This window comes from Stenotrophomonas sp. CFBP 13724 (assembly GCF_014841975.1).
GTDB lineage: Bacteria > Pseudomonadota > Gammaproteobacteria > Xanthomonadales > Xanthomonadaceae > Stenotrophomonas > Stenotrophomonas lacuserhaii.
In genome coordinates this window covers 636,590-656,482 of sequence record NZ_JACYUW010000001.1, presented here as the reverse complement: position 1 = coordinate 656,482, position 19,893 = coordinate 636,590, and the positions used below count along the sequence as shown (strand labels likewise).

16 protein-coding genes are annotated in these 19,893 nt (G+C 67.2%); 8 read left to right on the top strand and 8 right to left on the bottom strand.

The genetic code is table 11. From position 1 onward, the window contains the following. The first annotated feature begins 43 nt into the window (after window positions 1-43). Entirely contained in the window at window positions 44-2,107 is a 2,064-nt protein-coding gene (locus IFT63_RS02790; protein ID WP_192083185.1) for a 3-hydroxyacyl-CoA dehydrogenase NAD-binding domain-containing protein, read from the top strand. Between the two features lie 250 nt (window positions 2,108-2,357). Here IFT63_RS02790 and IFT63_RS02785 read toward each other — a convergent pair whose 3' ends face one another. Next, entirely contained in the window at window positions 2,358-2,540 is a 183-nt protein-coding gene (locus tag IFT63_RS02785) for a 30S ribosomal protein THX (protein ID WP_042615275.1), read from the bottom strand. Window positions 2,541-2,651: 111 nt separating this feature from the next. Then, entirely contained in the window at window positions 2,652-3,065 is a 414-nt protein-coding gene (locus IFT63_RS02780; RefSeq protein ID WP_192083184.1) for a MerC domain-containing protein, read from the bottom strand. Window positions 3,066-3,218: 153 nt separating this feature from the next. Here IFT63_RS02780 and IFT63_RS02775 point away from each other — a divergent pair, with 153 nt between their 5' ends. The 5 genes from IFT63_RS02775 to IFT63_RS02755 all read left to right on the top strand — a co-directional run bounded on the left by IFT63_RS02775 (window position 3,219) and on the right by IFT63_RS02755 (window position 10,335). Beyond that, window positions 3,219-5,402: a TonB-dependent receptor gene (locus IFT63_RS02775; protein WP_192083183.1), complete on the top strand. Its 2,184-nt coding sequence runs from the start codon at window positions 3,219-3,221 to the stop codon at window positions 5,400-5,402. Window positions 5,403-5,563: 161 nt separating this feature from the next. Then, window positions 5,564-6,784: an MFS transporter gene (locus tag IFT63_RS02770; protein WP_192083182.1), complete on the top strand. Its 1,221-nt coding sequence runs from the start codon at window positions 5,564-5,566 to the stop codon at window positions 6,782-6,784. Window positions 6,785-6,888: 104 nt separating this feature from the next. Continuing rightward, window positions 6,889-7,455, top strand: a complete 567-nt coding sequence (locus IFT63_RS02765; RefSeq protein WP_192083181.1) for a TetR/AcrR family transcriptional regulator — start codon at window positions 6,889-6,891, stop codon at window positions 7,453-7,455. Continuing rightward, complete coding sequence (locus IFT63_RS02760) at window positions 7,452-9,137, top strand: MFS transporter (RefSeq protein ID WP_192084114.1); 1,686 nt, start codon at window positions 7,452-7,454, stop codon at window positions 9,135-9,137. The genes IFT63_RS02765 and IFT63_RS02760 overlap by 4 nt, the downstream gene beginning before the upstream one ends. 4 nt (window positions 9,138-9,141) lie before the next feature. Further along, window positions 9,142-10,335 carry an HlyD family secretion protein gene (locus IFT63_RS02755; RefSeq protein WP_192083180.1) on the top strand — a complete coding sequence of 398 codons (1,194 nt, stop codon included), beginning with the start codon at window positions 9,142-9,144 and terminating at the stop codon, window positions 10,333-10,335. A gap of 551 nt (window positions 10,336-10,886) precedes the next feature. Here the strand turns inward: IFT63_RS02755 and IFT63_RS02750 are convergent. The 6 genes from IFT63_RS02750 to creB form a co-directional block, all read right to left on the bottom strand. Beyond that, window positions 10,887-11,372: a Fur family transcriptional regulator gene (locus IFT63_RS02750; RefSeq protein ID WP_042612667.1), complete on the bottom strand. Its 486-nt coding sequence runs from the start codon at window positions 11,370-11,372 to the stop codon at window positions 10,887-10,889. A gap of 25 nt (window positions 11,373-11,397) precedes the next feature. Then, complete coding sequence (gltX, locus tag IFT63_RS02745) at window positions 11,398-12,804, bottom strand: glutamate--tRNA ligase (protein WP_192083179.1); 1,407 nt, start codon at window positions 12,802-12,804, stop codon at window positions 11,398-11,400. A gap of 104 nt (window positions 12,805-12,908) precedes the next feature. Continuing rightward, window positions 12,909-14,525, bottom strand: a complete 1,617-nt coding sequence (locus tag IFT63_RS02740) for a M20/M25/M40 family metallo-hydrolase (protein ID WP_192083178.1) — start codon at window positions 14,523-14,525, stop codon at window positions 12,909-12,911. Between the two features lie 146 nt (window positions 14,526-14,671). Further along, window positions 14,672-16,027, bottom strand: a complete 1,356-nt coding sequence (gene creD / locus IFT63_RS02735; RefSeq protein ID WP_192083177.1) for a cell envelope integrity protein CreD — start codon at window positions 16,025-16,027, stop codon at window positions 14,672-14,674. An 87-nt stretch (window positions 16,028-16,114) separates the two neighbouring features. Beyond that, window positions 16,115-17,548, bottom strand: a complete 1,434-nt coding sequence (gene creC / locus IFT63_RS02730; protein ID WP_192083176.1) for a two-component system sensor histidine kinase CreC — start codon at window positions 17,546-17,548, stop codon at window positions 16,115-16,117. Window positions 17,549-17,550: 2 nt separating this feature from the next. Next, entirely contained in the window at window positions 17,551-18,270 is a 720-nt protein-coding gene (gene creB / locus IFT63_RS02725) for a two-component system response regulator CreB (protein WP_192083175.1), read from the bottom strand. Window positions 18,271-18,317: 47 nt separating this feature from the next. Here creB and rlmJ point away from each other — a divergent pair, with 47 nt between their 5' ends. Together rlmJ and IFT63_RS02715 are read left to right on the top strand one after the other, a co-directional pair. After that, window positions 18,318-19,175: a 23S rRNA (adenine(2030)-N(6))-methyltransferase RlmJ gene (rlmJ, locus tag IFT63_RS02720; protein WP_042612662.1), complete on the top strand. Its 858-nt coding sequence runs from the start codon at window positions 18,318-18,320 to the stop codon at window positions 19,173-19,175. Between the two features lie 93 nt (window positions 19,176-19,268). Continuing rightward, window positions 19,269-19,814: a GNAT family N-acetyltransferase gene (locus IFT63_RS02715; RefSeq protein WP_042612661.1), complete on the top strand. Its 546-nt coding sequence runs from the start codon at window positions 19,269-19,271 to the stop codon at window positions 19,812-19,814. Window positions 19,815-19,893: the final 79 nt, after the last annotated feature.

Below are 19,893 nucleotides of genomic sequence, written 5' to 3'. Positions count from 1 at the left end.
GGATCATAGCCGCCTTCTCCATACACAACCGGATGGAACGTCCATGCTCTCAGGCTTCGATGGGCTTCGCCTCGCGCACTGGCACCCGGAGATCCGCGACGACGGGGTCGTGGTGCTCAATCTCGACCGCCAGGACGCCAACGTCAATGCGATGTCCCAGGATGTCCTGCTGGAACTGGGCGACCTGCTCGAGCGCATCGCCATCGATCCGCCCAAGGGCGTGGTGATCCAGTCGGCCAAGCAGGCCGGCTTCATCGCTGGCGCGGACCTGAAGGAGTTCCAGGAGTTCGACCGCCGCGGCACCGTCAATGACGCCATCCGCCGCGGCCAGGTGACCTACCAGAAGCTGGCCGAGCTGCCCTGCCCGACCGTAGCGGCGATCCATGGCCACTGCCTGGGCGGCGGTACCGAACTGGCACTCGCCTGCCGCTACCGTGTCGCCTCCAACGACAGCAGCACCCGTATCGGCCTGCCAGAAACCCAGCTGGGCATCTTCCCGGGCTGGGGCGGCAGCGCACGCCTGCCGCAGCTGGTCGGCGCCCCGGCGGCCATGGACATGATGCTGACCGGCCGCACCCTGTCGGCGTCCGCGGCGCGCAACATCGGCCTGGTAGACAAGGTGGTGGCCCCGGCCCTGCTGCTGGACACCGGCGTGGCGCTGGCGCTGAAGGGCACCGTCCGCCCGTTCAAGCAGCGCGCAACCGCCTGGGCGACCAATACCTGGCCGGCGCGCAAGCTGCTGGCCCCGCAGATGGCCAAGCAGGTCGCACGCAAGGCCCGCAAGGAGCACTACCCTGCTCCGTACGCGCTTATCAGCACCTGGGAACGCAGTGGCGGCAAGCCGGTGCAGGCGCGCCTGGATGCCGAACGCCGCGCGGTGGTGAAGCTGGCCAGCACGCCCACGGCGCGCAACCTGATCCGCATCTTCTTCCTGACCGAACGCCTGAAGGCCCTCGGCAGTGGCGACCACGGCATCCATCACGTACACGTGGTCGGCGCCGGCGTGATGGGGGGCGATATTGCCGCGTGGTCGGCCTACAAGGGCTTCAACGTGACCCTGCAGGACCGCGAGCAGCGTTTCCTCGACCCGGCCATGCAGCGTGCGCAGACCCTGTTCGAGAAGAAGGTGCGCGATGAAAGCAAGCGGCCGGCGGTGGCCGCGCGCCTGCAGGCCGACCTGGCCGGCGCGGGCGCTGCGCAGGCGGACCTGGTGATCGAGGCGATCATCGAGAACCCGCAGGCCAAGCGCGACCTGTACCAGACGCTGGAGCCGAAGATGAAGGCCGATGCGCTGCTGACCACCAACACCTCTTCGATCCCGCTGATCGAACTGCGTGACCACATCCAGCGTCCGGCGCAGTTCGCCGGCCTGCATTACTTCAACCCGGTCGCGCAGATGCCGCTGGTGGAAATCATCCACCACGACGGCATGGCACCGGAGACCGAGCGCCGCCTGGCCGCCTTCTGCAAGGCGCTGGGCAAGTTCCCGGTGCCGGTCGCCGGCACGCCCGGCTTCCTGGTCAACCGCGTACTGTTCCCGTACATGCTGGAGGCGGCGACCGCCTATGCCGAAGGCATCCCGGGCCCGGTGATCGACAAGGCCGCGGTCAAATTCGGCATGCCGATGGGGCCGATCGAACTGCTCGATACGGTTGGACTGGACGTAGCGGCCGGCGTGGGCGAAGAGCTCGCTCCGTTCCTCGGCCTGCAGATTCCGGCGGCGCTACAGACCGTCGAACAGGGCAAGCGCGGCAAGAAGGATGGTCAGGGCATCTATGCCTGGGAAAACGGCCGCGCGAAGAAGCCGGAAGTGCCCAAGGGCTACCAGGCGCCGGGTGATCTGGAAGATCGGCTGATCCTGCCGTTGCTCAATGAAGCCGTGGCGTGCCTGCACGAAGGCGTTGTGGCCGATGCAGACCTGCTGGATGCGGGCGTGATCTTCGGGACCGGGTTCGCGCCGTTCCGCGGGGGGCCGGTGCAGTACATCCGGGCGACCGGCGCCGATGCGCTGGTGGAGCGGCTGAAGGTGCTGCAGCAGCGGCATGGGGATCGGTTCTCGCCGCGGCCGGGCTGGGATAATCCGGTGCTGCGCGAAGAAGTGGTGTGACCGTGTTGCGGTTCGCTTTACTGCTGATGTGCCCGGCACGGGGAGCTACGGCGCAGGACACGCCGTAAACCCATCCATGGGGGCTCGTTTCCGCCCGTCCGGGGCTCCAACGGTCCTGCGCCGCAGCTCCCCGTGCCTCCGGACAGTCTGTTGCCGTGTGCCGGTCGGTGAAGTAAAGAAGGCAACATCAAGGCATAAAAAAAACGAGGCGCTGGGCGCCGCGTTTTTTCGTGTTCTGCCGGTCAGCGGATCAGCTGGCCTTGGCGACGGCCTTCTTGGCAACGGCCTTCTTTGCCGGGGCCTTGGCCACGGTCTTCTTGGCGACCGGAGCGGCGGCGCCGACGGCGGCCTTGCTCACGGTGTGCGAACGGGCGTTGCCGTAGCTGGCGTTGTAGCGCTTGCCCTTGGCGGTCTTGCGGTCACCCTTACCCATGTCTTGAACTCCTGGCTATGTTGATTCTGATTACCCCGTGCTGACACGGGTTTGGCGGGGCCGTCTTGCTGGACGCCCCCGCGCACGATCGGAAAGCCTACCACGACGGCCTCAATGCGCGCAGCTGGCGTCGTGTACGTGCCCGTGGTTGAGGCGCAGGTTGACCAGGTGGGCCACGCCCACCAGCAACCCGCCGAGGGTCATCACCACCGCATGCGGAACCGGATCGTGGTGCAGCGGGTCGTACAGCACGCCGGTCCACAAAGCGACCAGGCCGGGAATCAGGAAGCCCAGCGCACGCAGCGCACCATGGCGCCGGTAACCCCAGAACAGGCTGAACAACCCCAGCAGGGTGACGAACACCACCAGCGCCTGCTCGATGCCATCGCCCAGCCACACCGACAGGCCCAGCGAGGGCGCAGCGGCCAAGGCCACGGGGATCACTGCGCAGTGCACCGCGCACAGCAGCGAACCGGTGGCACCGAAGCGATCAATCAGATGGCGGAGGCGTGGGATCAGGGGCATGACTTCCAGCAGGGTCGGCGAAGCGTTATGGAATAATATAACATCCCTCCTGTACCCGCACGGCCTGTTTCGCCCAGCGACTCTCTCCCGCTGTCCGCCATGGGATTCGTGCGCCCCCTTGTTGATACGTTATAACAATTCATTGGAAGCCCCATGACTGCTCTGCGTACCCGGCCCCGCCCGCACACTCTCGCCCTGGCCCTCGCTGCTGCCCTGCTGCCCGCGATGGCGATGGCCGCCGACGCCCCGGCCGACCGACACCTGACCGAACTGTCCGCAGTGAAGGTCACCGCCTCGCCGCTGCAGGGCGATGCCGAATCGCTGGCGCGGCCGGTCGAGGTGCTCGCGGGCGAACGCCTGGACGAAGCCAAGGCCGGCACCCTGGGCGACACCGTAGCCAAGCTGCCCGGCGTGCAGAGCTCCTACTTCGGTCCCGGCGTGGGCCGGCCGATCATCCGTGGCCAAGAAGGCCCGCGCGTGGCCGTGTTGTCCAACGGCGTCGGCAACATGGATGCCTCCACCGTCAGTGCCGACCACGCCACCAGCATCGAACCGTTCCTGGCCGACCAGATTGAAGTCCTGAAGGGCCCGGCCACCCTGCTGTTCGGCAGTGGCGCGATCGGCGGCGCGGTCAACGTGGTCGACGGACGCATTGCCAGCGAACTGCCGGAGCGCCCGCTGAGCGGCCGCGCCGAAGTGCGCGGCAACAGTGTCAACGACGAGCGCAGCGGCATGTTCCGGCTGGATGGGGTCAACGGCAACTGGGTACTGCACGTGGACGGCCTGGTGCGCAACGGCGATGACTACCGCATCCCCGGCTACGCGGTGGTGGATGCGCTGGAAGAACACGACCATGCACACGATGACGGCGATGCCGATGAGCCGCGCCGCGGCACCTTGGACAACAGTTCCATCCGCACCCGCGCCGGCGGCGTCGGTGCCACCTGGTTGGGTGATGGAGGCTTCTTCGGCCTGTCGGCCGGCACCTACCGCACCAACTACGGCATCCCCAACGGCGCGCACGTGCACGCCGACGGCGATGACCACGACCATGACCACGACCACGGCGCAGAGGAAGAAGAAGGCGAAGAGCACGACGTGCGCATCGACATGGTGCAGAACCGCTTCGACTTCAAAGGCGGCATCTACAACCCCACCTCGTTCCTGAAGAACGTTACCCTGCGCGCGGGTTACACCGACTACGAGCACACCGAACTGGAAGCCGGCACCCCGGCGACCCGCTTCACCAACCAGGGCATCGAAGGCCGGTTGGAAGCGGTGCAGAACGAGATCGCCGGCTGGAACGGTGCCTTCGGCCTGCAGTTCGGCAACAGCGATTTCGGCGCCAAGGGCGAAGAGGCTTTCGTGCCGGATACCACGACCGAGAACCTGGGCGTGTTCGTGCTGCAGGAAAAGCAGTTCGGCCCGTTCAAGCTGGAACTGGGCGCGCGCCATGACCAGGTCAAGCTGGACCCGACCGCCGACTACCAGCGCCGCAGGTTCGATGCCACCAACCTGTCCGCCGCCGGCATCTGGACGTTGAACGATGCCGTGGACCTGCGCTTCGGCGTGGACAGTTCCGAGCGTGCACCGACCAATGAAGAGCTGTACGCGGCCGGTGCCCACATCGCCACGCGTTCGATCGAACTGGGCGATGCGCAGTTGAAGACCGAGCGCGGCCAGCGCATCGAACTGGGCATCCACACGCACAGCGATCGCCTGGACTTCTCCGCTTCGGTGTACCAGACCAAGTTCAAGGACTTCATCTACCTGGCCGACACCGGCGTGGTGGAAGACCTGCCGGTGCGCCTGTGGGCGCAGCAGGACGCCACCTTCAAGGGCGCCGAAGCGGAGGCCCTGGTGCATCTGTTCGAAGGCAATGCCGGTGACTGGGACCTGCGCGTGTTCGGTGACTACGTCAAGGCCGAACTGGATGGCAGTGGCAGCCGTAGCGTGGACATCGCCGTGCCGCATGGCGACCACAACCACAACTACACCGTGGACCTGGCCAACGGGGGCTACCTGCCGCGCATTTCGCCGGCACGCGTGGGCGCCGACCTGCGCTGGGCCAAGGACGGCTGGCGCGCATCGCTCGGTGCGGTGCGTTACAGCAGCCAGAAGGACACCGCGCAGAACGAAGAACCGACCAGTGGCTACACGTTGGTGGATGCACACTTCGCGTATCGCTGGGACCGCAGCGACAGCAACAGCTACGAAGTGTTCGTGGACGGCAGCAACCTGACCAATCGCGAAGTGCGCCCGCACACCTCGCTGCTGCGCGACTACGCCCCGCTGCCGGGACGCGGCGTGGCCTTCGGCATCCGCGCGTACTTCTGATCGGCTGAGCCGCTGGCCGTCTGCTCCCGCTGTCGGTAGTGACGGCCGCCGGCCGTCTGCTCCGCTCTCGGTGGGTGACGACCGCTGGCCTGCTCCGCTGTCGGTGGGTGACGACCGTTGGTCGTCACCGCACTGGCTGATCACGGCCTATAGTGCCGGCCATGACCACCGACTCCACCACGCGTCTCCCCTGGGGCATCCTGCTGGCGGCCTCGGGCATCCTGATGATCACCATGGCGGCACGCCAGACCACCGGCCTGTTCGTCGATCCCATCCACCGCGATACCGGCGTCAGCATCGTCGACATCAGCTTCGCGCTGGCCATTGGCCAACTGGTCTGGGGGGCGGTGCAGCCGGTGTTCGGTGCGCTGGCCGACCAGCGCGGGCCGCTGCCGGTGCTGATCGGCGGCGGCATCCTGCTGGCCGCAGGACTGGCCCTCGCGCCCCTGCTTCCGGGCGGATGGGGGCTGGGCCTCAGCCTGGGCCTGATGATGGCGGCCGGTGCTGGTGCCGGCAGTTTCTCCGTGCTGATCGGTGCCACCGCGCATCGGCTGCCAGCCGAGCGCCGTTCGTTCGCAGCGGGCCTGATCAATGCCGGAGGCTCGCTCGGCCAGTTCGTCTTCGCACCGATCCTGCAGGTGGTCATCACCGTGGCAGGCTGGGGACGGGCGATGCTGCTGATGGCCGTGGTGTCCCTGCTGACCCTGCCGATGGCCTGGCCATTGCGCCGCCGTGCCGGCGACCATGCGCATGCCACGGCAGCCGCCGAAATCGGGCTGCGCGCGCAACTCCGGCTGGCCCTGCGCGAGCCGAGCTACTGGTACCTGCACCTTGGTTTTTTCACCTGTGGGCTGCACATCGCCTTCCTGGTCACCCACCTTCCCGGTGAGATCGCACTGTGCGGTCTGTCGCCCACCGTTTCATCCACCTCGATCGCGCTGATCGGGCTGTTCAACGTGGCGGGCAGCCTGCTGATGGGCTACCTGGGCCAGCGCTACCGGATGAAGCTGCTGCTGGTGGCGCTGTATGCCAGCCGCGCGCTGATGATCGGGCTGTACCTCGTCGCCCCGCCGACCGCCTTGACCTTCTATGTCTTCGCCGCTGCGCTGGGCTTCACCTGGCTGGCCACCGTGCCGCCCACCGCCGGCCTGGTCGGCAAGCTGTTCGGGCCGCGCTACCTGGGCACGCTGTTCGGGTTGACCTTGCTGTCGCACCAGGTCGGCGGTTTCTTCGGCGCCTGGCTGGGCGGGGTGGTGTTGGCCAATACGGGAAACTACATGGTGATGTGGTACCTGGACATCGCACTTGCGTTGATTGCCGCCGTGGCGCACTTCCCGATACGTGAGCAGGCAGCGCGGCTGGCAACCGCGAGCACCGCCTGAGTTCCGCTCACCCGACCATCACCAAGCGAACTGCGCCCTGACACAGCGACGCTGCAGCGGCGATCTGCGCTGGTGGTTCGGACATTTTTGTCCGAAAATGATCCATGACTTCTTTACGTGCCGACGCCGCCGCCCGCCGCGCCCTGATCCTCGATGCCGCCGACCATGTGTTCGGCAACCACGGCGTCACCGCCCCGCTCGACCTGGTGGTGGAACGGGCGCAGGTGGGACGGGCGACGCTGTACCGTAATTTCCCGGATCGCAGCGCGTTGATCGAAGCGCTGCTGCAGCGGACCGTCGACCGTATCGCGCGCCAGGTAGCCGAACTGGGCACGCGCGACGATGCGCTGTTCGAGCTGCTCGATGGAATGGCCCGCCGCATCATCGATTCGCCTGCGCTGGCCGATTACTGGCGCGCGGTGCATCCGGACGACCCGACCGTGCGGGGTGCGCGCGAACGCGTGCGCGCCCTGATGGAGGCACCTATCCAGCGCGCCATCGCCGCCGGATTGTGCCGGCCGGACCTTACCTCCACGGATATTTCACTGATCTCGGGCATGCTGGGTGCGGCCCTGCGCGGCAAGAACCGCGAAGAGCGCAGCGCACTGGCAGGACGCGCGCTGCAGCTGCTGCGCGCAGGCCTGCAGGGAACCAGCGCCACGGAGGCCTGATGTCGCAGTACCTCAAGCCCATCCCGGACTGGGAGGAACACGAGAAGCCCACTCTCCCGGGCTCGGCGTCGATGCCGTGGCATCCGCCGCACCGGCGTGCCGCCTATGCGCTGGTGTCGGTGCTGGTGGCCATCACCGGCGGCCTCGGCACTGCGCTGGTCACCGCCAACCTGCCCTTCCTGCAGGGCCAGTTGGGGCTGAGCCCCGTTCAGGGCACCTGGCTGGTCGCCTCCTACGTGATGGTCAACGTGACGGCCAACCTGCTTGCCTTCAAGTTCCGCCAGCAATATGGCATCCGCCTGTTCGCCGAAATCGGCCTTGGGCTGTACGCCGCGCTGGCCCTGCTGCACCTGGCCGTCGGCAGTTTCGAAACCACCGTGCTGCTGCGCGCGGCCAGCGGTTTCGCCGGCGCGGCGTGCTCGACGCTGGGCACGCTGTACATGCTGCAGTCGTTGCCACGCCGCTACACCGGCAACTTGTTGGTGATCGGCGTGGGGCTGTCACAGCTGGCGGTGCCGCTGGCCTGGGTGGTCTCGCCCAGCCTGGTGGGCACCGGCCAATGGCATCTGCTGTACTTCCTCGAAGCCGGACTGGCGCTGTGTGCCTTCGCTGCGGTGGTGCTGCTGAAGCTGCCACCAGGCGTGCAGATCAAGGCCTTCGAACCGATGGACTTCCTGACCTTCGCGCTGCTGGCACCAGCCGTTGGCCTGCTGGTGGTGGTGCTGGCACAAGGGTACGTGCGCTGGTGGACCGACACGCCCTGGCTGGGCTGGGCGTTGATTGCCTCGATCACGATGGCCACGGCGGCCTTCGTGATTGAACACTACCGACGCAATCCGCTGCTGCAGGTGCGCTGGCTGGCCAGCCTGCCGGTACTGCACTTCATCGTCGGCGCGTTCCTGCTGCGCTTTCTCACTACCGAACAGTCCTATGGCGTGGTCGGGCTGATGCGCGCTCTCGGCATGGGGCCGGACCAGATGCGGCCGCTCTTCGCAGTGATCCTGGCCGGGGTGGTCACCGGCATCGCCGCCAGTTCGCTGACCTTCGGCCCGAAGCGACTGATCCCTCAGGTGCTGATGGCGATCCTGCTGCTGGGCAGCGCGGCCTTGCTCGACCAGCACCGCACCAGCCTGGACCGTCCGCATGATTTCTTCGTCAGCCAATTCCTGGCTTCGGTCGGCTCGGGCATGTTCATGGGCCCGCTGATCATGCTCGGCATCACCGCCGTGCTGAAGCAGGGCGTGGACCATATGATCACCTTCCTGGTCACTCTGTCGATCACCCAGACGCTGGGGGGGCTGGCCGGTTCAGCGGTGCTCGGTACGGTGCAGCTGCATCGCGAACAGCTGTATTCCAGCGCGCTGGTCAGCCAGCTGGACCCGGCCGATCCGGTGGTCGCGCAGCGGCTGCGCCTGCAGCAGCAGCTTTACAGCGCGCAGATCACAGACCCGGTGCAGCGCAGCGCGCAGGGCACCGCGCAGCTGGCGCAGATTGCGCGCCGCGAAGCCAACGTGCGTGGCTTCAATGATGTGTTCACGCTCAGCGGCTGGCTGGCGCTGGGCTTCCTGGGCTGGCTGCTGTCACTGCAGCTGTGGATCGCCGCGATGAAGCAATGGCGCAGGCGCCGCCCCTCCTCTTCCTCCCCGCGGCGCCCGATGCGGCTGCCGCACCGCGTTGAGTAACTCCATGTCCCAGCAACCACCCCGCGATGACGACGCCCCGGAAAACGTGAACCCGGCGCCTCCCACCGATGCCGCACCGGCCCCTGCCCCGCCCCCGCCGGCGGCAGCTGCGGCGCCCCCCACAGGCGCGCCGAAGTACCTCAAACCCAGCAACCGGGCCGTGGTGATCATGGTGGTGGTGGCGCTGGTGGGCATCGCGCTGATCCTGCGCGGCTGGCAGCTGTGGCCGTTCACCAGCGCCATCGCCAGCACCGACAACGCCTACGTGCGCGGGCAGGTCACCGTGCTGGCACCGCAGGTCAATGGCTACGTCACCGACGTCCTGGTGAAGGATTTCCAGCACGTCAGACAGGGCGATGTGTTGCTGCGCATCGACGACCGCATCTACCGCCAGCGCGTCGCGCAGGCCGAAGCGGCCTTGGACAGCGCGAAGGCGGCGCTGGCGAATTCGGACCAGTCGCAGGCGCAGAACCGCGCGCAGATCGCTTCGGCCAAGGCCACGCTGGCGGCCGGGCAGTCTGAACTGCAGCGTTCGCGTGCCGAGCTTGCGCGCTACGAGCAGCTGGCCGAACAACGCCTGGTGGCGCTGAACGACCGCGACAAGTTCCGCACCAGCCAGGCCTCCGCGCAGGCCGGCGTGCAGCAGTCGCAGGCGCAGATCCAGATTGCCGAAGAGACGCTGGTCTCCACCCAGGTCGCCCGCAAGGGGCTGGAGGCACAGGTCGAGAGTGCGCAGGCGGCACTGGAACTGGCGCGGATCGACCTGGCCAACACCACGGTGCTCGCCCCGCGCGATGGCCAGGTCAGCGAAGCCAGCGCGCGGGTCGGGCAGTACGTCACGGCCGGTTCGCAGCTGCTGTTCCTGGTGCCGGATGTGCTGTGGGTGGTGGCCAACTTCAAGGAAGGCCAGACCTGGCAGATGCGCATCGGCCAGCCGGCCACCTTCGCGGTGGATGCATTCCAGGGAGAGGTCCTGCGCGGCCGCGTGGAGGAGATCGCACCGGCGACCGGTTCGGAGTTCAGCGTGCTGCGGCCGGACAATGCCAGCGGCAACTTCACCAAGGTGGTGCAGCGGTTGCCGGTGCGGATTGCGATCGATGCCGATCAACCGCTGGCAGCGCGGCTGCGGCCGGGGATGTCGGTGGTGGCGAAGGTGGATACGTCGGTTGAGGCTGCTGCGGCGCCGCGCGAGCGGTGAGTGGTCGAACGGGTGAGACCCCCTCACGGGTGGCTTCTAGAGCTGCATCTGGGGTTGGGTCGGGCGGTGGGGCTGGTCGGGGGACGGCAAAAACTGCGTCCATGCGGGCCTCGTTTCGCGCCATCCATGGCGCTCAACGCCCCCGCCCAGCCCCACCTCCCGGCCCCCTGACAGGTTCCGGTGGCCGCCACCCGCGTAAAAAAAAGAAGAAAAGCGGTAGCGCCGACCCATGGTCGGCGAGCGCAGCGGGCCGTTGGCGGGAACATTCCGCCGACCATGGGTCGGCGCTACCAAGGCCGCGATGGCGTGTCGGGTGGAGGGAGCCCCTGAGTCAGGGGCGGCCGCGAAGCGGCGGGGTATGGGTGCTGGTGAGGAGGGGCCCACGGTTTGCGCACCAAAGCGTGGGAGCGACAGCGCGAATGCGATGGCGTGGACCCGTGTCCCGCCAACCCACCCCGCCCCGCCAAACGCAGCCCCGCAGCCGTTGCTGTGGCTGTTGCTCTGGCTTGAAAAAGCAGGCGCCGGGCCGCAGGCCCGGCAACAACAAAACTTCACCCCGCGCAGCGGGCGCAGAGACCGTGTACTTCCAGCGTTTGTGCCTGCGGCTGGAACCCAAGTTCCTTGGCGCGCTTTTCCAGTTGGCTGACGATCTCGCGGTCTTCCAGCTCCACCGCGCTGTGGCAGCTGTTGCAGATCAGGAACGGCACCGAATGCGCCGCACTGCTCGGATGGTGGCAGGCCACGAAAGCGTTCACCGATTCCAGCTTGTGCACGAACCCGTTGGCCATCAGGAAATCCAGCGCGCGGTACACCGTCGGCGGGGCGTCAGCGCCCACGCCCTTGCCACTGCGCACCCACTCCAGCAGCTCATACGCCTTGACCGGCTTGCCGGCCTCGGCGATCAGCCGCAGCACATTGGCGCGGATGGGAGTCAGCCGCAGTCCGCGCTCGCGGCACACGCGCTCGACCACCCCCACGAAGTCCGACGCGTCGTGGACGTGGTGGTGCGGGGCCGTGCAGGCGTGCTTGGCGGACATGCGGGTTCTCCAGTTCGGGCGGATTTCAGGCCGCGGCCACTACCTTGGTAATGGCAGCATCGATGCGTTTCAAGGCCTCATCGCGACCGGCAAGGTACACCGTCTGCGAAATGTCCGGGCTCACCTGGGTGCCGGTGATGGCCACGCGCAGCGGCTGGGCGACCTTGCCCATGCCGATCTGCAGCGCCGCGGCGGCATCATGCAGCGCCACCCCAACGCTCTCGGCGGTCCACTCCGGCAGCGCCGCCAGCAGTTCGCGCGCCTTGCCCAGCGGCAGTTCGGCGCCAGCCTTGAAGTGCTTGGCCACGGCGGCTTCGTCGTAGGTTTCCAGCGGCTGGTACCAGACGACCGCTTTTTCGGCCATTTCCTTCAACGTCTGCACGCGTTCGCGCAAGGCGACCACGACATCTTCCGCGGACGGGCCAGCGTTCAGGTCCAGGCCCAGCTTCTCCAGCTGGTACACCAGCGCCGGCGCGATGGACGCGGGTGCCTCGGTCTTCAGGAAATGCTGGTTGACCCAACCCAGCTTGGCCATGTCCAGCCGCGCGGCCTTGGAGTTGCAGTTGGTCACGTCGAACAGGTCGATCAGCTCCTGGCGGGTGAAGATCTCCTGGTCACCGTGCGACCAGCCCAACCGGGCCAGGTAGCTCAGCAGCGCCTCCGGCAGGTAGCCGGCGTCCTTGTACTGCATCACGTCGGCCGCGCCCGTGCGCTTGGACAGCTTGGCGCCCTGCTCGTCCAGGATCATCGGCATGTGGCCGAACTTCGGCACCGGCGCGCCGATGCCCCGGTACAGGTTGATCTGGCGCGGGGTGTTGTTGATGTGGTCATCGCCGCGGATCACCTCGGTGATGCCCATTTCCCAGTCGTCCACCACCACGGCGAAGTTGTAGGTCGGGTAGCCGTCCGGGCGGAAGATCACCATGTCGTCGAGCTCGCTGTTGGCGATCTCGATCGGCCCCTTGATCAGGTCGTCGAACACCACCGTACCGTCGAGCGGATTCTTGAAGCGGATCACCCGGTTCGGGTCATCGCGCCAAGGCAGGCCCTGATCGCGCGCGGCGCCGTTGTAACGCGGCTTTTCCTGCTTCGCCATGGCCGCCTCGCGCATCGCGTCGAGCTCTTCGCGGGTCTCGTAGGCGTAGTAGGCCTTGCCCTCGGCGACCAGCTGTTCGGCGACCTCCTGGTAGCGGGCCACGCGCTGGGTCTGGTAGATCGGGCCTTCGTCATAGCCCAGGCCCAGCCAGTCCATCGCCTCCAGGATCGCGTCGATGGCGCCCTGGGTGCTGCGCTCGCGGTCGGTGTCCTCGATGCGCAGCACGAACTCCCCGCCACGGTGGCGGGCCTCCAGCCAGCAGTACAGCGCCGTGCGGGCGCCGCCGATGTGCAGGTAGCCGGTAGGACTGGGGGCAAAGCGGGTGCGGCAGGTCATGGGACGCTCGGGGAACGAATATCCGCCGATTTTAGCAAAAGGGGACGGAGGGGATTAAGTCGCGATCCCCCCACCCTTCACGCCGGACCTGTGCCGTTTACGACTTAATCCCCTCCGTCCCCTTTTTGCGCCTTGCGCGGGAACAGGTCCTCGCGCGTGGCGGCGTTGTAGACGAACGAGGCCACGATCGCGGCGGCCTGCTTGAGGTCCTCCGGTTCGGCGTGGTCCCAGGTGTCCAGGTGGCTGTGGTGGACGTTGCTGAAATAGTCCAGCTTGTCCTGGATGAACTGGAAGCCCGGCAGCCCGACGCGGTCGAAGCTGATGTGGTCGGTGGAACCGGTGTTGCGGGTGGCCACGGTAGTCGCGCCGACGTCGTTGAACGGCTTCAGCCAAGCCTCGAACACCGGCATCGCCGCCAGGTTCTCCTGGGCGTAGATGCCACGGAAACGTCCCGAACCATTGTCCATGTTGAAGTACACCGAGAACTTCTCGTAATCGCGGCGCTTGACCAGTGCACCGGTCGGCTCGCGCAGCGACGCCGGCAAGGCCTTCTGCGCGGCATCGGCGGGTTCGGGGAACTGCGCGAAGTGCTTGGCCACGTAGGCCTGCGAGCCGATCAGCCCCTGCTCTTCCCCGCTCCACAGCGCGACCCGGATGGTGCGCTTGGGCTTGGCGCCCACGGCTTTCAGGATGCGCATGGCTTCCATCATCACCGCCACGCCGGCGGCATTGTCGGCTGCGCCGGTGCCGGTATGCCACGAATCCATGTGGGCACCGAGCATCACCACTTCATCGGCCTTGCCGCTGCCGCGGATCTCGGCCAGCGTGTTGTAGCCGGGCTGGTTGCTGTCATCGGTGAAGCGTGCGGCAACGTCCACGCGCAGCTTCACCGGTTGCTTGGCCAGCAGCGCGCGTACCAGCGGATTGAAGTGTTCGGAGATCATCGCCAGCTCCGGGATGCCTGCTGATTCGCCGGCCTTGCGCGAACCGCCCCCAGCGACCCGGATGATGCCGTTGTCCCAGCCGCTGATGCTGATCGCCGCCAGCGCGCCTTCTTCCACGAAGAAGGCATTGACCGCCTTGGCCAGCGCCTGCCGCTCGGTGTACTCCTTGACCCGCTTTTCCTTGTCGGCTGCGGCATTCTTCGGCACGGTGAATTCCTGCAGGCCTTCCAGCGAGGTCGCATCGTGGCGGTGCGAATCCGGCTCGGTGCCGCGCTTGTACTCACGTGCTTCGCCCAGCAGCAGGATCTTGCCGCGCAGCTTGCCCTTGTACTTTTCCAGGTCGGCCAGCTTCTTGATGTCCACCTGCACCAGCTCGCCTTCCACCGGGCCGTTGGTGCCCGGGGTCCAGGCCTTGGGCAGCGCATGCAGCGGCTGCATGCGGTCACCCTGCGAGCCGCTGCCCAGCATCAACACCGACGCCGAAGTGAACTCCCAGCCACGCCCGAAATCTTCGAACGCTTCATCGTGTACGTTGACCAGGCCCCATTCGTTGAACTTGCCGCGCGTCCAGGCGTTGGCCTGGGCCATGGCCGGCGAATTGGTCAGTCGCGGGCCGATGCTTTCGGTCAGATGACTGAACGTATCCATTACCTGCGAGCGATGGAACGCTTCCTGGCGGATCTTGCTGACCATGTCCAGGTCGACCGGCTCGGCGTGCTGCGCCACTGCCGGATTGCTCAACGCCAGCGCGATCGCCAGCACACCCCACTTCCCCATCGTCCAGCCCCCGGCACGCGCCGTCATAGATCAATCCCCGAGTGTAGGGCGAAGGGCCGCGCACGCCAGATGCCTAAGGTCACACAAGGCAGCAGCGCCACATTCCGATCCGGAACGTGGCGCTCTGGCATGCGTGCCGGAAAGAATCAGCCTGGACTGCGCGGCGCGGTGTCCGCAGGCAGCGCCGGGGGCGCTCCCATGCCCAGCGCGTACCAGTCCACCCGGCGGGTCACCCACATCACCAGCGCCAGAATGCCGAACAGCAGCAGCGAGCCCATCAGCAGCGCGTTGTTCTCCGACACCAGCAGGCCATACAGCGCGCCGTACAGCACGGTCAGCATCAGGGCGAAGCCCATGCCGCGCTTCCAGTGGCCCAGCACGTTGGCCAGGTAAACCGCCTGCAGGCCGATGCAGGCCAGCGCCGATACCAGATAGGCCTGCCAGAAGGCGATGTGTTCGGACAGGCTGATCAGCAGCAGGAAGAAGATCGCCAGCGCCAGGCCGACCATCAGGTACTGCAGCGGATGGATGCGCAGCTGGCGGATCAGCTCGAACAGCAGGAAGCCAACGAAGGTAAGCAGCACGAACAACACGCCGTACTTGGAAGCACGATCAGCCTGGGTATATACATCCACCGGATCCACCAGCGAAACTTCGACCGCCTGCGTCGACGGATCACCGGCGCGAAGCTGCGGCTGTGCATCGGAAGCCAGCGAAGACACGGTCCAGCGCGCCTCGAAGCCCTGCGCATCGACGCGGCGCTCATTGGGCAGGAACGCGCCGGCGAACGAGGGGTGCGGCCAGCGCGAACGCAGTGCGATCCGGTTGTCATCGCCCACCGGCACCACCGCCAGCGAGCGGCTGCCATCCACCTGCAGGTCCAGCTCGATCCGGCTGGCGGCCAGCGTGCCACCGCGTGCATCGGCGAACCCGGCGACCTCGGCATGCAGGCCCCGCCCCAGCGCGTCTGCCATCCCGACGCCCGGCTGCAGCCGCAACGGTGCACCGTTGACCCGCAGGTCCGGCGTGCCGACCAGGCCGCGCACATCACTCAGGCCGATGGCCAGGTAAGGCGTGCCATAGCTGCGCCCCTCCCTCACCGGGTAGTCATCGGCAGCGAAGTCGGCCGCGATGTGCCCCTGCCAGCTGTACACCGGCACCTTGAACAGACCGACCGAGCGCAGGTCCGGCGCCAGCCGTCCGTCCACGCTCAACTGGCGGGGCATCTGCAACCAGTGGCCTTGGGTGATCTGCACTTCGTTGCTGCTCTTGCCTGCCTTGTCGACCACCACCACCGTGGTGCGTTCGATCCACGGCACCACGCGAACCGGGCCGACCAGCTGCTGGGTGCCGGCGCGGCTTTCGGCCACCCGGCGGAATGCCTCTTCGCGGTACTCGCTGCGATCGGTGATCACACCGCGGATCAGCATCAGCGGAACCAGCAGCAGCAGGATCAGCCCGCCGACAATGGCGAAGCGCAGGAAAAGGTGCAGGGATTTCATGGTCCATCCTCGTTGGAGAGGCCTGCAGGATGGACATCCCGGATGTGCGGGGTTTGAGCTGAATTTGAAGCGAATGTGAAGTGGCCGCTACCGTGGCAGCCACAGCACCGCGCGGGTACCACCGGAGGCGCCCGCTTCCACGCTGGCGTTCCCACCGTGCAGGCGTGCCACCTCGCTGACAAACGGCAGGCCCAGCCCGGAGCTTCGTGCGCCGGTGGCCGGGCGTGCCAGCGAATAGAAGCGTTCGAACACCCGTCCGCGCGCGAACGCCGGAATACCGGTGCCCTGGTCGACGACCTGCAGTGCGATGCCGGCACCCTCCACGTCGGCGATCAGCTGGATGCTGCTGCCGGCCGGCGAAAAATCGATCGCGTTGTCCAGCAGGTTGCCGAGCGCCTGGCGCAGCAGGTAGCCATCGCCCTGCAGCGTCAGCGTGCCAACGGGCTGCACCTGCACCTGCACGCCGGCGGCCTGCGCGCGCAGCTGCGCACCCTGCACCACCGCAGCGAACAGCGTGGACACCACCAACGTGTCACGCGACTGCAGCCAGCCGTGCTGCTCCACTTCGGCCAGCGCAAGCAGCTTGTCGATGGTCTGGGTCAGCCGCTGCTGCTGGTCGACGATGCTGCGCGCAAAGCGCTCGCGGTCTTCGGCAGGCATCGGCTCCTGCAACAGCTCGGCTGCGCCGCGGATCGCCGCCAGCGGGCTCTTCATTTCATGGGTCAACGACTGCACGTACTGCTCCACGTACGCCTTGCCTTCCAGCTTCCGGCGCATGGTTTCCAGCGCGCGGCCGAGGTCACCGATCTCATCGCGCCGCGGCTTCGGCGGGGCCACCGGCTCACCGGCACTGACCGCCTGCGCATAACGGTTGAGCCGTCGCACACCGGTCATCAACCATGCCGTCATCATGATGCCGATCAGCGCGGACAGGCCGATCAGCCACGCACCGCGCAGCATGATCTGGCGCTGGCTGGCGGTGATGAACGGATCGATGCTGCGGTTGGGCTGGGACAGGGACAGAACGCCGATCAACGTTCGGCCATCGGCCGGGTCGTATACCGGCGCCGCCACGTGCATCACCGTGTGGGTGGCATCGCCGGGCACCTCCGGACTGGAGCGCGCGCCGTATTCGCCACGCAGGGTGCGATGGACATCATTCCAGCGCGAGTTGTCGCGGCCGACGTCACGGCCCAGCGAGTCGTACAGCACGATGCCCTTGGCATCGGTGATGGTCACCCGGTAGTCCAGCGCGCGCTTGGGAAAGCGCCAGACCATCGCCTTCGGGTCGCGACGCTGCGCGCGGGCCAGGCTGGTGGTGAAGCCACCGCGGGCCAGCGTGCCGGCCTTGAGCTCCGGCGCCGCCAGCTCGGCGAGCACGTTCGCTGCATCCACCAGGGTGGATTCCATCGCTTGGCGCACCCCCGGTTTCACTTCCTCCACGAACACGCGCATCACGAAGAACGCGGCCAGGCCGACGATCAGGAAGAAGCCCAGGAACAGTTTCAGCCCCAGCCGCATGCTCAGGCCTCCAGCGCGTAGCCGACGCCGCGATGGGTGCGGATCGGGTCATCGGTGGCCCCGGCACCGCGCAGCTTGGCGCGCAGCGTCTTGATGTGGGTGTCCACGGTGCGGTCGGCGCTGTCGGCGCTGGCATCCCAGCCGCGGTCCATCAGCTGGGCCCGGCTGAGTATGGCCCCGGGCCGCTGCAGCAGCGCGGCCAGCAGCGCGTACTCGTAGCGCGTCAGGTCGAGCAGCTGCTCGCCATAGCGGATGCGGCGGCCCTGCCGGTCGATGTGGAACGTACCCTGCTGCTGCCAGCGGCCATCGGGCGCGGTCCCCGCCACGCCGCTGCGGCGCAGTCGGGCCCGCACGCGCGCCACCAGTTCGCGCGGCGAAAACGGCTTGGTGACGTAGTCATCGGCGCCCAGCTCCAGCCCCATCACCCGGTCGACCTCGTCGTTGCGCGCGGTCAGGAAGATCACCGGCAGCTGTCCCACCGCGCCCGGCAGCGCGCGCAGGCGACGGCAGACCTCGAAGCCGCCCAGGTCGGGCAGGCCCACATCCAGCATCACCAGATCGAACGTGCCCTCCTGCAGCTGCTGCAGGGCCTGCCCACCCAGCAGACAGTGCGTGGCCGCAAAGCCTTCACTACGCAGGGCGTACAACACGGTTTCAGCGATGGCGGCTTCGTCTTCAACCACCAGCACGCGGGCAACGGGTTCTGTCATGGGCGGCAGCATAGCCGCTGCGATAGCCGCTGCGCCTGCCGACCCGTACACTGCGCCCCATGAACTACCGCCACGCCTTCCATGCCGGCAACCATGCCGATGTCCTCAAGCACATCGTGCAGCTGGCCCTGATCGACAGCTTCAAGCGCAAGGACAGCCCGTTCTTCGTGCTGGACACCCATGCCGGCCGCGGCCGCTACCTGCTGGCCAGCGAAGAAAGCCGCAAGACCCTGGAAGCCGAAGACGGGGTCATGAAGCTGATGTCCCAGCCCAAGCTGCCCGAAGTGGTCGAGCGCTACCTCAAGGCCGTGCAGGCCGACAACCCGGTCGGGGCGATGATCACCTACCCCGGCTCCCCCCTGCTGGCGGCCCAGGCGATGCGCCCGCAGGACCGTCTGGCCGCCTGCGAGCTGCAGCCCGAAGAAGCCGCCGCGCTGAAGAAGCTGTTCGCCGGTGATGCACGGGTCGGCGTGTATGAAGGCGACGGCTACGAAAAAATACGGGCTCTGGTCCCACCGAAGGCAAACGGCGCCAAGATCGGCCGCGGCCTGGTGTTGATCGATCCGCCTTACGAGGGCCAGGACGCCGAGTACATCCGCATCCTCGCCGCCCTGAAAGAAACCCATGAGCGCTGGCCGCAGGCCACCTGCGCGGTCTGGTTCCCGATCAAGCAGCGCCGCACCATCCTCCATTTCCTGCGCAAGGCCACCGCCCTGCCCTATAAATCCGCGATGACCATCGAACTGCTGGTGCGTCCGGATGAATCCCCGTTGCGCCTCAATGGCAGCGGCATGCTGATCCTCAATGCCCCGTTCCAGTTCGACCGCATGGTTGGCCCCGCTCTGCCCGCCCTGAAGCAGCACCTGGGCGAGCCCGGCGCCAGCACTCGCCTGGACTGGTTGAAGACCGCCGACTAAGGCGTCCTGGCCGCTGCCTCCCGTGAACCTTCCGTTCACGGAATGCAGCCATGGGGATGCCACAATCGCTGGACCACCAAGGAACTACCCGGTATGGCCACTCGCAACCGCATGCCGCCCTGGCACGAGATCTTCAAGGCCCCCAGTGGCCATGAACTGCTGATCCGTCCCATCCGGCCCGAAGACGGCCCGCCGTTGCAGGCGGCCTTCAGCCTGTTCGGCCCGGAAGAAATCCGCGATCGCTTCCTGCAGGCGGTGACCGAACTGTCGCCGGAAACCACCCAGCGGCTGACCCATCCCAATCCCAAGACCGAAATCACCCTGGTCGCCGCCGAGTCGCTGCCTGCCGGCGAAGCGGTGGTCGGTGCCGTCGCGCGTGCCTCGATCATCCAGGGAACCCGTGAAGCGGAGTACGCCATCCTGATCAGCCGCTTCCTGATCGGCCAGGGCCTTGGCCGGCAGCTGATGCGCAAGCTGGTCAAGTGGGCGCGCGGCAAGTATCTGGATCGCCTGTATGGCGATGTCGCCGAAGAAAACGAGCCGATGAAGCAGCTGGCCGATTCGCTGGGCTTCAAGCCGGTGCCGCATCCGCAGGGTACGCCCGGGCTGGTGCGCATGGTGCTGGAACTGGATAGCTGAGCGGATGCGCCGGGCGTTGCCCGGCGATGCTTGCCTGGCCGCTGCGCTCGCCGAGCATGGCTCGGCGCTACCCATTACC